Genomic DNA, 14,651 nt, shown 5'->3' with positions numbered 1-14,651 from the left:
GAGGAGTTACATGAAGAAAATTACAATGACCGCCATGGCAACCATCATGGCACTTGGCATGACAGTCGCAGCACAGGCCGATATTGTCATTGGTGCGACCGTTTCAGCCACAGGTCCTGCTTCCTATCTGGGGGACCCGGAAGCCAAGACGCTTGAAATGCTGACCGAAAAGCTCAATGCGGAAGGCGGCATCAATGGCGAAAAGATCAAGCTCGTTCTTTATGACGACAATGGCGATCCGAACAAGGCGCGTACCTTTGCAACACGCCTGGTCGAGGATGATGAAGTCGTCGCCATTATCGGCGGCACGACCACCGGCACATCGATGTCGATCATCCCTGTGGCAGAAGATGCCAAGGTTCCGTTCATCTCGCTTGCCGGCGCAATCGAAATCATCGATCCGGTGCGCAAATTCGTCTTCAAGACCCCGCATACCGACCGTATGGCCTGCCAGAAAATCTTCGAGGACATGAAGAAGCAGGGCATCACCAAGATCGGCCTGATCTCCGGTACGGACGGTTTTGGCGCCTCGATGGAAGCGCAGTGCAAGAAGGTCGTCGGCGATTACGGCATCGAGATCGTCGCGGCAGAAACCTATGGCCCGCAGGATGCCGACATGACGCCGCAGCTTACCAATTTGCGTGGTGCCAAGGGCATTCAGGCTATCCTCAATCCGGGCTTTGGTCAGGGTCCGTCGATCGTCACCCGCAACTATGCCCAGCTTGGCATCGACCTGCCGCTCTATCAGTCGCATGGCGTGGCTTCGGACGGCTTCATCAAGCTTGCCGGCGCAAAGGCGGCTGAAGGTGTACGTCTGCCCGGCACGGCGCTGATCGTTTCCGATCTGCTCAAGGATGATGATCCGCAGAAGGCTGTCGTCGTCGCTTACAAGACGGACTTCGAAAATAAGAACAATGCGGCTGTTTCGACCTTCGGTGGCTATGCGCATGATGCCTTCAACATCCTCGTGGATGCCATCAAGCGTGCCGGTTCCACCGAGCCGGAAGCAATCCGTGATGCCATTGAACAGACCTCTGGTCTGGTTGGCACCACGGGCATCGTGACCATGAAGCCGGATGACCATCTCGGCCTCGACCTCAGTGCATTCCGCATGCTGGAAATCAAGGACGGCAAGTGGACCCTCATTGAATAGGCTTGAATGGCTGCCTGCGGGCAGCCATGGCCTGCCGCATGAAAAGGCAGGTTCTTTCTGCAATGAATGTTGATGTCCGCATGCCCGCAAGGCTTTTCCTTGCGGGCATGGGAAACAGATCGATGGACGGTTCCGCCTCCGGCCGGGAACGGAACCGCTCTTGGTGCACCTTGTTCGCGGACAGCTAACCTGGAGCCGGCATAATGCCTGAACTCATGCAATTCCTTCTTTCGGGGGTGACGGTTGGCGCGGTATACGCCTTGCTCGCCCTCGGTTTTACGATCATCTACAACGCCTCTGATGTGGTGAATTTCGCACAGGGCGAATTCGTCATGCTGGGCGGCATGATCACCGTTTTCGCCTATGCCGCCGGCCTGCCGTTGCCATTGGCCTGCCTGATCGCCATCGTACTGACAGCGGTCGTGGGTGTCCTGCTGAACAAGCTTGCCATTGAGCCTGCACGCGGCGCGCCGGTTGTCTCGCTGATCATCATCACCATTGGTGCATCGATCTTCATCCGCGGCGCGGCACAACTTGTATTCGGCAAACAATTGCATCGTTTTCCAGCATTTTCTGGCGATGACCCAATCCATATTCTCGGCGCCACCATCCTGCCGCAGAGCATATGGGTCATTCTCGGCGGCATTGCCGTATTCATTGCGCTCTGGTTGTTCTTCACCCGCACCCTGACAGGCCGTGCGGTTCTGGCAACTGCCAATAACCGCCTTGCCGCACAGCTTGTCGGCATCAACACCAACTGGGTGATGACCATGTCCTTTGCCCTGTCGGCGGCCATTGGCGCGCTGGCCGGCATTCTCATCACCCCGATTACCAATACGAGCTATGACATTGGCATTGCCATGGCGCTCAAGGGCTTTGCCGCCGCCATGCTGGGCGGCATGGGCAACCCGCTCGGTGCGCTTGTTGGCGGCATTCTGCTTGGCTTGTTCGAGTCGCTTACCGCCGGCTATGTCAGCTCCCAATACAAGGATGCCGCGGCCTTCGTGGTCATTCTCGTTGTTCTCTTTGCCATGCCGCAGGGCATTTTCGGCATCAAGCGTACAGAACGGGTGTGATCATGAAATTATCCGCTAAATCCGCGACACTTCTTGCGCTTGCAATCATCATCGCGCTTGCGCCGATCTTTTTCCCGTCCGGATATTATTTCCGCGTCGGAACAGTGATTTTCATCAACAGCATTGCCGTGATCGGCATGGTCATCCTGACCGGCTTCGCCGGCCAGATCAGCCTTGGCCATGCCGGCTTTGCCGGGATTGGTGCCTATGCCTGTGCGCTTCTGCCCATTTATCTTGGCATTCATCCGGGGCTTGCCGCGGTTCTGGGCGCGTTTCTGTCCGGCGTGATTGCCTGGGTGGTTGGCCGACCGATCCTGAAGCTCAAGGGCTATTATCTGGCGGTGGCAAGCCTTGGCTTCGGCATCCTGATTGCCATGGTGCTCAGCAATGAACGCGACATTACCCGTGGGCCGGACGGTATTGATGTGCCGGATCTGGGCCTGCGCGCGCTCCTGAAAGACTGGGGCCTCAACCTTTCCAATGGTGAGTTCTGGTATGCGTTCTGCGGCATTTTCCTGCTTATTGGCGCATGGATTGCGCTCAATCTGCAGCACAGCCCGACGGGGCGTGCACTGCGCGCGCTGCACAGTTCCGAAATCGCCGCCTCCACGGTTGGCGTCGATGTGGCGAAACAGAAGCTCAATGCCTTCGTCATTTCCGCTGTCTATGCTTCGGTCGCAGGTTCGCTGCTTGCCTTGCAGAACAAGTTCGTGACACCCGATGTTGCAGGCTACATGCACTCGATCGAAATGGTCACCATGGCGGTGCTGGGTGGTGCGGCCTCGGTTCTGGGTGGCATTCTGGGGGCAACGATCCTCACTCTGTTGCCACAGGTTCTCACTGTCTTTGCCGAATATGAACAGCTTGTCCTTGGTCTCATCATGATGCTGGTCATGATCTTCATGCGCGATGGCCTGTTGCCGTCGATTGCCAAGCTTATCCGGGGGAGGGGTGAATGAGCCTGTTGCAGGTTGAAGGCTTGAGTATCCGCTTCGGAGGACTTCAGGCTGTTGCTGATGTGAGTTTTTCGGTCAATCTTGGCGAGATTGTCTCGGTCATCGGGCCGAATGGTGCCGGCAAGACGACGCTGTTCAACATGATCTCCGGCGTCTACAAGCCAAGTGCCGGGCGTGTTCTTCTGGAAGGGGAAGATGTCACGGCGATTTCGCCGCATCTTCTGGCGCGCCGCGGCATGTCGCGCACGTTCCAGAACCTGCAGATTTTCCAGAACATGACCGTGCTGGAAAATGCGATTACCGGCTATCACCTGAAAGAAAAGGGCCCGGTGATTTCCGATCTCCTGAGCCTGTCTTCCTCGCGCAAGCGCGCAAGGATCGCCGAGGAAGGCGCGTTTGAGCTGCTCAAGCGCGTGGGTCTTGAACGCGTGGCGGAACGTGAGGCTGGCACGCTTTCCTATGGCGCATTGAAGCGTCTGGAAATTGCCCGCGCCCTGGCGCTGTCACCAAAGGTTCTGCTGCTTGATGAGCCGGCTGCCGGCTGCAATGCGGTTGAAACCGAAGAGATCGATCATCTGATTGCGGAAGTGGCAAAGTCGGGTGTCGCCATTCTTCTGGTTGAGCACGACATGAAAATGGTCATGCGCATTTCCAACCACATTGTGGTTCTTGATCATGGACGCAAGATTGCCGAGGGTGATCCGGCTACGGTCAGCCAGAATCCGGCAGTGATTGCCGCTTACCTCGGTACCGAAGGAGGCGCGAATGCTAACGGTTGAGGGGCTGCGTTCCCATTACGGGCGTATTGAAGTGCTCCACGGCATCGATCTGCGCGTGGATTCAGGCGAAGTCGTCACGGTTGTCGGTGCCAATGGTGCGGGCAAGACAACCTTGCTCAAATGTCTGTCCGGCATTCAACCCGTATCCGGCGGTTCGATCATTTTCCGTGGTGAAAATCTGATTGGTGTGCCGGCCTATAAGCGCCTGCGTCATGGTCTGGCGCAATCGCCGGAAGGCAGGCAGATCTTCACCAATCTGACGGTTGAGGAAAACTTACGTCTCGGCGCTTTCCTGTTTAACGATGCGCGCGTGGAAAAGGACATGGAAGACGCCTTCCAGATGTTCCCTATCCTGAAGGAAAAGCGCAACCTCGCCGCTGGCGGTCTTTCGGGCGGGCAGCAGCAGATGCTGGCCATTGCCCGTGCGCTGATGGGACGGCCAACCTGCCTGTTGCTGGATGAGCCTTCCATGGGCCTTGCACCGATTTTGGTGCAGCAAATTCTTGACGTGGTCAAGAATCTGAAGTCCATAGGCGTCACTGTTCTATTGGTTGAGCAGAACGCCTATGCGGCGCTCAAAATCGCCGATCGCGGATATGTCATGGAAACGGGAAAAATCAGCATGACCGCAACTGCGGAAGAGCTGATCGCCGACCCCCGCATTCGCGAAGCCTATTTGGGAATTTGAAATGAGCATTCTCGCCATCGAAAATCATGGAAATATCGCGGTTGTGACCGTCGATAATCCACCCGTTAACGCCTTGAGCCACGCCTTGCGCGAAGCTCTATGGAATGCAGCGGAAAGGCTTGACGCAGATAGCGGCGTGGAAGCGGTCGTGCTGCATTGTGCCGGACGCACATTCATTGCTGGCGCGGATGTTTCCGAATTTTCCAAACCACCCATGCCGCCGCATCTGCCCGATCTGGTGACACGCATTGAACAGGCGAAAAAGCCATGGGTTGCTGCCATCCATGGTTCTGCCCTTGGCGGCGGGCTGGAAGTGGCAATGGGTTGCCGCTTCCGGGTGGCGGTCAAGAGTGCCTCGCTCGGCCTGCCGGAAGTCACCCTTGGCATTGTGCCGGGCGCCAGCGGCACGGTGCGTACGCCGCGCCTTGTTGGCCTTGCCAATGCGGTTGAAATGGTGACCATCGGCAAGCCGGTGAAAGCGCCAAAGGCACTCGAAATCGGCCTGATTGATGCCGTTGTCGGTGACGATCTCGTTGCCGAGGCCATCAGCTTTGCTCAAAAGGCACTTGGCCAGCCATTGCCGCTGCCGATTTCCGGGCGCCCGGTTGAAAAGCTTGGTGAGGCTGAATGGCAGAAGCTGGAAGCCGATGTGAAAAAGCGTGCCAAGGGCGAAGTGGCGCCGGTGCGTGCGCTTGCCTGCCTGCGCAAGGCAAGCGAAAGTGATTTTGTGAGCGCCATGGCCTTCGAGCGCGAAACTTTTCTTGAACTGCGTGGCTCGGAACAGGCTGCGGCGCTGCGCGCCGTATTCTTTGCAGAGCGCGCTGCGCCGCGCCCGGCACGTTACAAGGATGTTGAAACGCGCGCGATCCATTCTGCTGCCGTCATTGGTGGCGGCACCATGGGGGCTGGCATTGCCGCAACCCTGCGCGATGCCGGCCTGCCGGTGATCCTGATCGAGCGTGATGAAGAGGCGCTGGCGCGTGGACTTGCCAATATCAAGGGCATTTTTGATGGCGGCGTCAAACGCGGCAAGCTGACGGAAGAGGCTGCGGCTGATCGCATGGCGGGTGTGACCGGCTCGACCAGCTATGACAGTCTGGGCGATGTCGATCTGGTGATCGAGGCCGTGTTTGAGGAAATCGGCGTCAAGCGCGATGTGTTCGCACGTCTTGGCAAGGTCTGCCGCGAAGATGCAATTCTGGCCACCAACACGTCCTATCTTGATCCGCGCCTGATCGTGGAAGGCCTGCCCAATCCATCGCGCTTTATCGGCCTGCATTTCTTCAGCCCGGCCAATATCATGCGCCTTCTGGAAATCGTGCCGACGCCGGAAAGCGCGAAGGAAACCATTGCAACCGGCTTTGCATTGGCACGCCAGCTTGGCAAAATGCCGGTTGAGGCCGGTATCTGTGAAGGCTTCATCGGCAACCGTATCCTGAAGCGCTATCGTGCGGCCGCTGAAGCCCTGGTGCGCCAGGGCGTGGCGATTGCCGATGTCGATGCCGCCATGCGCAGGTTCGGCTTCGCCATGGGGCCATTCGAGGCACAGGATCTGGGCGGTCTCGATATCGCCTTCCTGCAACGCGAAGGTGCGCGTGCGGCGGGGCAGGACGTGCCGGAAACGCTGGGCGATATTCTGGTGCGTGCCGGACGCAAGGGCCAGAAGACCAGCGGCGGCTGGTATGACTATGTGCCAGGCAATCGCACGCCACAGCCATCGCCAGCCGTGGCCGAATTGCTGGCGCCGCATATTCAGGGCAGCTCATCCATGACGCTGGATGAGATCAGCGAACATCTGGTGAGCGAAATGGCGGCGGAAGGCGAAGCCATTCTGGCCGAAGGCATTGCCCAGCAGGCAAGCGATATTGATCTGGTGGAAATCCATGGCTATGGCTTCCCGCGTTGGCGTGGCGGCCCGATGCACTGGAAGGCACATGTGAAAAAATAGGATCAGCTCTGCGGGGGGCTGAACTGTCGGGGCGTTGGGCGGGTTTCCCGCTCAACGCCCTGATCTATTCGACCACGACCTTGACGCTTGCCGCCCGTCCGGCTGCATCAATGACGGTCAGGGTTGAAGAGCCGGTACTGTCCGGCTGCCATGTCGCGGTGCGACGGCGCTCGGCATTGGCAAAGGGCTTGTCATTGGCAAGCCAGCGAAAGGGCGCGCGACCGCCTTGCAGTTTCAGCACAAGCGGCGTGCCATCTTGTGCATCACTCAGGGCGATATGCGCGCCATCTGGCGGAAAGACAATGCGCGGCGCAGGCTCCAGCGTGGTTTTGACCACGGGCAGCGCCTCGCTTGTGGCGGTGAAATGGGTAAGCGTCACAGGCAGGTCAGCGCGCGGGGTGCGCAATGCGCCAGCGGGAGCACGCGGCAGCGGCACGATGGCCACGCCAGAACGGGTAAAGGCGTCAAACAGGATGGGGGCTGCCGTTGTGAAGCCAGAAATGCCGGGCACGGAACCGCCATCTGCCCGCCCGACCCAGACGCCAAGCACATGGCGGCCATCATAGCCAACCGACCATGCATCACGATAGCCATAGGACGTGCCGGTCTTGTAGGCGATGCCGCGATGCGGCGCGCCGGGCGGCGGGACGACGCCGGAAAGAATGTCGCCGATCTGCCATGTCGCGCGTTCATCAAGAATGGGAGCGGTGGAGGAGGCAGGCTCGGACGGTTCGGTGCCATCGCGCAAGGCACTTGTCCGCCCGCCATTGGCAAGGCCGGTATAAAGCTGCACCAGATCGCGCAGGCTGATGCCGGCTCCGCCAAGGCCGATGGCAAGCCCTGGCGCCTCGCCTCTCGGCAATTGCAGAGTGACGCCTGCCTGACGGAAACGGGTGGTCAGGCGCACTGGCCCAACCGCATCAAGCAGGCTGATGGCCGGCACATTAAGCGACATTTGCAGCGCCTGACGGATGCTGACATCACCCTGATAGCTCATGTCGAAATTGCGCGGACGATAGCCGGAAAAATCAGATGGCCTGTCGGAAATGATGGTTTCCTGCGCAATGAGGCCTTCTTCAAAGGCAAGCCCATAGATGAAGGGCTTGAGAGTCGAGCCGGGCGAGCGGATGGCGCGGGTCATGTCGATCCAGCCTTGCCGTTTGCCATCAAAATAATCGGCGGAACCGACCTCACCCAGAATTTCGCCTGTGCGGCTGTCGGCAAGAACCATGGCGACCGAAACCTTCGGGCCAAGCCTTTGTGCCGCCTCGCGCGCGGCAGCTTCAAGGCCGGTTTGCACCGATTTCTTCAAGGTGAGTTTATGGTGTGGCGCCATTGGCGCCTTGCGCAAGGCAAGATCGGCAAAATGGGCAGCCAAGGCAGGCAAGGCGGCACGTGTGGTGGGCACGGATTCGAGGCGGGCGCGTTCGGCATCGTCATGCGTAATCACACCTGCCTCGGCAACGCGGGAAAGCACGCGATCACGCGCCTTTCGTGCATTGTCGGGCGCACGGTCGGGGCGGCGGCGTTCCGGCAATTGCGGCAGGGCGACAAGAAGGGCAGCTTCAGCCGATGTGAGGCTTCTCGGCTCCTTGTTGAAATAGGCCAGCGCGGCAGAACGCACGCCTTCAAGATTGCCGCCATAGGGGGCAAGCGTCAGATAGCGTTCGAGAATTTCATCCTTGCTGAGCCGCCGCTCAATCTGGATGGCGCGTGCAAGCTGCAAGAGTTTGGAGCCAAGGCTGCGCTGCCTGCGCGGCTCGATCAGACGTGCCAGCTGCATGGACAGGGTCGAGCCGCCGGAGACAATGCGCTGATTGGTGATGAGTTGCAGCGCAGCCCTGCCAAGGGCGGCAGGATCTATGCCACCATGTTCATAAAAGCGCTTGTCCTCATAGGCGATCAGCATTTTGATGAGTTTCGGATCGACATCGGAAATGCGCGTATTGAGCCGCCAATAGCCATCCGGCGTTGCATAGGCGCGCAGCAATTCGCCATCGCGATCAAGCACTTCGGTTGAAATTGTCAACCGTTCCGGCAGGGGCGGCGGATAGGCTCTGTCAAGCCAGCCAAGCCCAGCCACAAGCGCTGCCGCGCTGATGACCAGCGCGGCAAAGGCAAACAGGATTTTCCGGCGCCTTATCATCAGGGCGCTGTGACCTCCATCAGGCGGGTTGCGGTGCGGGCAGAAAATTGCGGCCGGTACATGTCCTCAACTGTTGCCGCCGGATGGGTGTAAAGGCCGGGTGTGACGGCGCGCACGACATAGGCCAGCGTGATCGGCTTTTTCGTGCCTGCCGCCTGTTCGAAAGCTGCGACAAAACGGTCATCGCGGAATTCGAGATGGGCCGCCTCGGTATTTTCCAGCCACGGGAAATTGCCAAGATCTGCACTGGAAACCAGACCCGGATTGTCGATTTCCAGACCGGCCGGCAGAAGGTCGCTCACCAGCAGGCGTGTCTGCCAGTCTTGCAGGTTCTCAATCCGCAAGACCACGACATAGCGTTCGTTCTGTTCCACGCTGGTGATGTCAACCGGCTCGCCATTGAGCGCATAATAGCTGCGCTCGATACGGAAGCCATCACCACCGGCAGGCAGGGATTGCGCAGGCGGGGCAACGGCGGTGACCACCACATCAACCGGATTATTGCCGCGATTGGTGACAAGCAGCGGCTGGGCTTCTAGCTGTCTGCCGTCAAGACGCTGCGCAAATGCGCCGCGATGTTCGGCACCATTCACGGCAAGATCAATGCTGGCATTGTCCTGATTGAGGCCGCGCGCGGCAAGCAGCATCCAGGCCTGATCCTGGGTCGACAGATGGGTCGCATCCGCGCGTGCCGCTGACACTAGCCTGATCAAGGCAGGCAGGACAGGCGGTTGTGGCTTTTTCTCGGCGGCAAGGGCAAGGATGGCTGCACTGTCACGCAGGCGCGAGCCATAGTCGGAACGGCTGAGATCATGGTTCGTGCTTGCTACAGCACGGGCAAGGGCTGCGTTGAACACGCGGTCGGAGCGTTCATTGTCGCCATAAAGCGCCAGCGCTGCCGCAATCTGTGCCATCGCCATGGGGCTTGCGAAATTGTCGAGCTGGGTGTCGCTGTAATAGCGCAGATCCCCGATCGAGGCCTTTTTGTTGCGTGCCAGCACATAGAGCGCATAGGCAATATCGCTGCCACGTTCGGCCACGTCTGTATTGTAACCAAGCGAATTTTGCAGGTTGGACAAAGCCGCGACCATGGCTTCCTTGGGTACGTCATAGCCTTTTTCACGCGCACGGGTGAAGAAATCGGTGACATAGGCATCAAGCCACAGATCGCCCGATCCGTCCGGACCCCATAGGCCAAAGGAGCCTGATGATGACTGATTGTTTACCAGACGATAGATCGCATCCTGAACGCGCTTTCTGATTTCCTCCTCGTCATCCGGTGTGGAATCGCTCTGGATCGCGCCTGCCATTTCACCCAGATAAAGCAGCGGCAGGGCACGGCTCGTGGTCTGTTCGGAGCAGCCATAGGGATAGCGGTCGAGTGCCAGCAGAAGCGATGGCACATCAAAGGCTGCGCTGCGCATGACAGCAACGCTGACAAAGGCACCATCAAGCAGGCTTTGCGATAAAAGTTCGCCATCGATTTTGAGGCTGCCGCCATTGCCCGGAAGGCTCACCACATTGCGGGTGGTGATCGGCAGATCGATCGGGCGAACCGGCAGTGTCAAATTCTGCTCAACGGAAAGGCCGGCATCATTTGCCACGCGAATGATCAGGCTGCCAGAGCCGGTGGCACTTGCCTTGAGCGGCAGTTTGAGTGTTTTCCGTTTGCCGCCTTGCAGTGTCACGGTTTCAGGGATTGAATCTTGCGCGATATGCAGATTGTCACTGGTTTCAATCGTCAGATGATAATCACCATCTGGCGTATCCGTATTGGCAAGATCGAGCGTAACTGTCGCCTCATCGCCCGGTGCCATGAAACGCGGCAGACCGGCTGTCAGCACGATCGGGTCCCGGATGATGACATCGGTTGAGGCATGACCAACGGCATTCTTCGTCCAGGCCACGGCCATGACACGCGCGGTGCCATTGAATTGCGGAATGTTGAATTCAATGGTTGCCTTGCCTTCATTGTCGAGTTCGACGGGGCCGGAGAAGAAAGCGACAAGTTTTTCCGTGGGCGGGCTTCCTTCCACGGCCATGGTGCCGCCGTCGCCGCCAGTGCGCAGCCTGCCGGTGGTGCCGAGCGAGCCGTCAATCAGACGGCCATACATATCACGCAGCTCCAGCCCCAGCTGACGCTGACCAAAAAACCAGTTTTCCGGATTTGGCGGCTGATAACGGGTGAGGTTCAATATGCCGACATCAACCGCAGCCACCATGACATAGGCCTGTTCGCCGCCGGCATTTTGAACCTCTACAGGGATGACGAGCGGCCCGCGCGGCGTGATTTTTTCCTGCGGTGAAAGCTTGACCGACAATTGGCGCCCGGCGGGGTCAACCTTCAGCCATTTCAGGCCAATGGCGCGCGCTGGCATGCGGCTTTCACTCGCCTCGCCGGGGCGGAACAGTGTTGCCGTCACATAGGCGCCGGCCCCCAGATCTTCTGTCACCGGAATATCAACCGTCGTGCCGCCTTCCGGCACATGGGCTGTGAAGGTCTTGATCAGCTTTTCCGCGCCAACAACAACCAGCAATTCACCGGCAAAACGGGGACTTACCCGCAGTTTTGCTGTCTCGCCCGTCCTGTATTGTTCCTTGTCGAGGGCAATTTCCAGGCCATCCGGTGTTTCGGTGGAGGTTGCCTCGACAAACCAGCCGGCATCAAACTCATGGCTCGACATCGGGCCGGTACCATTTGGCGCCTCAACTTCGAGGCGGTAACGCCCCCAATCGACCGGCAGGGCAAGTTCGGCCTCGGCGTCGGCGTGAAGGTCAATCTGGCCATTGGCAACGGCCCTGGTGACGGTTACCGGCTCATAGTTCCAGCTGCTGCCGCTGCGAAACCACTGATAACGGCGCTCGATCCTGTTGAGCGACCAGTTGGCGCCATCAATGGTCTTGCGGTTGCCCTGATTGTCGGTGGCAATCAGCCGGAATCTTGCCGTGCCGCCTTGCGGCACTTCATTGCCGGTAAAGTCGGGATGGATGCCGATCATGTCGCCCTGCGGGCGGATGGCAAGGTCGAGCTTGCGTTCAACGGCACGACCGCCGCTTTCGCGCATGCGAATGGCTATATTGGCATTGACCAGTTGCGTGGTGGAAGGCAGTGCATCAATGCTGACAGGGAAGGTTGCCTTGCCCTTGGCATTGGTTGGCGGCAGATCATCCAGCGCGATGCGGTTTGCCTCGCCCCTGTCTTCATCGGCAAGGCCAAAATGATAGCCCTTGAAACGCGGCCATTCGCGCGTGGTGGAAAGGGTGATTTCGCCTTCAAGCGCAAGATCTGCCGCCGGTGCGCCATAGAGGAAACGGCCATCGACGCTGATATTTGCGCTTTCACCGGCGGCAATTTCCGTCTTGTCGGCGGTCAGATCAAATTCGATGCGATCCGGCACGAAATCCTCAACCAGAAACATCTGGCTGGCGATGGCTGGCTGTTTCGGGTCGGTGTGGATTGCCAGCCGCCATGTGCCGCGCATGGCATTGGGCGTCAGCGTCAGGTCAACCACATGGCCGCCCATCTTTGAACTGTCGGAGACAAGGCGGCGATCTTCCACCCCATCCGGGCGGGTGAAAATGAAGGTAAGCGGCAGGTTTTCAATCGCTCTTGCCTGATCGTCACGGGCAAGGGCGGCGGCATGAACGGTTTCGCCCGCGCGATAAATGCCACGTTCCGTCCAGGCAAAGATGTCAAGGGCCTTGGGAGCGGGGCGTCCCGTCACGCCGCGATCGGAAAGGTCAAAGCCGGCGCGGGTCATGTCGAGGAACACGAAATCCTCTTCTCCCTGGCTTGCCATCATGACGGCGGGCGCAAGACCCTCTGAGCCACGCGCAAGACCCGGCGCAAAGATGGCCATGCCGTCGCTGCCGGTTACGGCTTCACCCAGGATTTCATTGTTGCGTGCAAGCAGGGTCAGCTTGATGTCGGAAAGCGGCTTTGCACTTGAAAGCGAACGGGCAAAGACGTGAATGCCGTCCTGTCCGGTATAGGTGGAAAGCCCGATATCCGAGACGACGAACCATTGCGTCGCCTTGGCCTCATAGCTTTCCTGCTTGCTGATCACAGGCTCGGCTGTCAGCACATAGACGCCGGGCTTGCGTTGCGGCAAGATCTCGTCAATAGGCACACTTGTGGTGGTTTCCCGGTTCAGCACATTATTGGCGATCTCGATCTCGCCTTCCCAGATGCTGGTGCCAAGCTGATCGGAGACGGTGGAAATGTCATAATTGTCGAGCTGGCGCAAAAACTGATAGCCGGACAAGAGCTGCGCCAGTGAACGGTCGCCAATGCGGTAAAGCTTCAGCCTGACCGCATCCATATTGATGCTGACCAGCGGAATGCCGCGCCGTGCCTTGGCAGGCAGAACAAAACTGTCGCCGGTAAAGCGCACCGAGGCCGGACGATCCTGCACATAGATCGAAAGATTGACCGGGGCTGGCAGGCTCTCGCCAATGGCGGCAGGCAGGCCGGAACGGAAGGTCACATCATAATGGCGGCCATGTTCCAGCCCCTCGACGCAGATCTGCCGGCCCTTGGCTTCAATGGCCTGTGGGGTCTTGTTGTCAAGCTTGACGAAACTGGCGTAATCAACGCCAGCCTTGACCAGATCTTCGGAAAACTGCGCGCAGATGCGCGGGCTGACATTGTCATTGTCAACGCTGTGATCAACGATGCGAAAACCCTTGCGCGCTTTCAGATCCTCATAGGCCGCACGCACCGGCCCGGAATTGACCAGTTCCAGACTGGCTTCATAGGCCTGCAGGGCAGGGCGAGACAGCTCACGGCGCTCCAGCGCTTCTGCCATGAGGGCAAGTGCGGCAGCGCGGTCGGTGCGGCTGCGCGAGGTCTGATAAGCATGCCATGCGGTAGAAGTGGCATTGCGCTGTAATCTGGCCTTTTCCGGGTCGTTCGACGGTTCTGTCGCCATGATGGCGCGCGCAAGCTCGATCCAGATCCTGCTGTCATCCGGGGAGCTGTTTGCTGCGGCGGCATAATAGGCCATGGCATTGCGTGGATCGCCATTGGCAAGCGCCTCGCGCGCGGCGGCCAGATTTTCCCCACGGCCCAGGGCGTTGTCCGTCCTGGCAAGATCTGCCGTATAGCGGCGGGCCTCTGCAACCAGATTATCGGCAAGGAAGCCGAGGGCAGGCGGGGCGCCCATATCGGCTTCGGCGGCCACGGTGACGACCTTGCCGGCAACAGAGCCGGGTGCCGGATTGAGCGTGTTGAAATCCGATTTCAGGAAACACCATTTCGCCTTCACATTATAGGTGAAGGCGCGGCAGGCATTGTCGCCAAGACAGGCCGTCTTGCACTGGTCAAGCGTCACATTTTTCTGGGTGCGCAGATCAAAGCCGAAATAATCGCTGTCATCCGTCGTAACAACCTTGCGGGTTTCCGCAGCTTGGGAAACGCTGATGCCGATTGCACAAAAGGCAAGGATGGCGATCGACAGAAAGAACTGGCGCATGGAACCAGACATTGTTTCCCTCACAAATAGGTTTCATGACAATATGAACTGCAGTCATTTGAAAAATGAGCAGATCGCGATCATTGGTTCGTGTCAAGCTTGTGAAAGAAAAAGGCGGTTTGCCTGCGCGCGGAGCATGAAACGCTGTAGCCTTTTGACTTGTCATAACCGGTCAATGAGCGGCCATGACAGGGATGGAATTGAGCGCGTGGCAGGCCAGGCTATACGCAGACAGCCGCCTTGTCGTCGGATGAGGCTGCTTCCCAGCTCAGAAATCATCCTCGTGACGCATGTGCCGCACATAGGCAAAAGCCGTGCCGATCAGGATCGGGGCCAGAACGAGTGCCATCCAGAAGAAAATGCTGCTCATGTTCAATCCTCCCTGCGCCTTTATGTATTTCATGGCGCTTCATGCCCGCCTGCCGCAGCCG

General features: G+C 58.8%; 8 protein-coding genes. 6 read left to right on the top strand and 2 right to left on the bottom strand.

What is annotated here, in order from left to right; genetic code table 11:
• The first annotated feature begins 10 nt into the window (after nucleotides 1-10).
• The 6 genes from ACFO1V_RS05875 (at nucleotide 11) to ACFO1V_RS05850 (ending at nucleotide 6,600) form a co-directional block, all read left to right on the top strand.
• On the top strand, nucleotides 11-1,153 hold the full coding sequence (locus ACFO1V_RS05875; protein WP_374833391.1) for an ABC transporter substrate-binding protein: 1,143 nt from the start codon (nucleotides 11-13) through the stop codon (nucleotides 1,151-1,153).
• A 203-nt stretch (nucleotides 1,154-1,356) separates the two neighbouring features.
• Nucleotides 1,357-2,229: a branched-chain amino acid ABC transporter permease gene (locus ACFO1V_RS05870; protein WP_374833389.1), complete on the top strand. Its 873-nt coding sequence runs from the start codon at nucleotides 1,357-1,359 to the stop codon at nucleotides 2,227-2,229.
• A gap of 2 nt (nucleotides 2,230-2,231) precedes the next feature.
• The gene (locus ACFO1V_RS05865; protein WP_374833387.1) at nucleotides 2,232-3,188 is read left to right on the top strand and encodes a branched-chain amino acid ABC transporter permease; all 957 of its coding nucleotides are present in this window, start codon (nucleotides 2,232-2,234) and stop codon (nucleotides 3,186-3,188) included.
• Nucleotides 3,185-3,964 carry an ABC transporter ATP-binding protein gene (locus ACFO1V_RS05860; protein WP_374833385.1) on the top strand — a complete coding sequence of 260 codons (780 nt, stop codon included), beginning with the start codon at nucleotides 3,185-3,187 and terminating at the stop codon, nucleotides 3,962-3,964. Before ACFO1V_RS05865 ends, ACFO1V_RS05860 begins: the two co-directional genes overlap by 4 nt.
• Nucleotides 3,951-4,652, top strand: coding sequence for an ABC transporter ATP-binding protein (locus tag ACFO1V_RS05855; RefSeq protein ID WP_374833383.1), 702 nt, complete (start codon nucleotides 3,951-3,953; stop codon nucleotides 4,650-4,652). The genes ACFO1V_RS05860 and ACFO1V_RS05855 overlap by 14 nt, the downstream gene beginning before the upstream one ends.
• A gap of 1 nt (nucleotide 4,653) precedes the next feature.
• Nucleotides 4,654-6,600: a 3-hydroxyacyl-CoA dehydrogenase NAD-binding domain-containing protein gene (locus ACFO1V_RS05850; protein ID WP_374833381.1), complete on the top strand. Its 1,947-nt coding sequence runs from the start codon at nucleotides 4,654-4,656 to the stop codon at nucleotides 6,598-6,600.
• Nucleotides 6,601-6,664: 64 nt separating this feature from the next.
• On the opposite strand, the gene pbpC is transcribed toward ACFO1V_RS05850, so the two are convergent.
• Nucleotides 6,665-8,746, bottom strand: a complete 2,082-nt coding sequence (pbpC, locus tag ACFO1V_RS05845) for a penicillin-binding protein 1C (RefSeq protein ID WP_374833379.1) — start codon at nucleotides 8,744-8,746, stop codon at nucleotides 6,665-6,667.
• Complete coding sequence (locus tag ACFO1V_RS05840; protein ID WP_374833417.1) at nucleotides 8,746-14,220, bottom strand: alpha-2-macroglobulin family protein; 5,475 nt, start codon at nucleotides 14,218-14,220, stop codon at nucleotides 8,746-8,748. The genes pbpC and ACFO1V_RS05840 overlap by 1 nt, the downstream gene beginning before the upstream one ends.
• Nucleotides 14,221-14,651 lie beyond the last annotated feature (431 nt).

This window comes from Daeguia caeni, from assembly GCF_042653845.1.
Classification (GTDB): domain Bacteria; phylum Pseudomonadota; class Alphaproteobacteria; order Rhizobiales; family Rhizobiaceae; genus Brucella; species Brucella caeni.
This window is presented reverse-complemented; position numbering and strand designations above follow the sequence as displayed.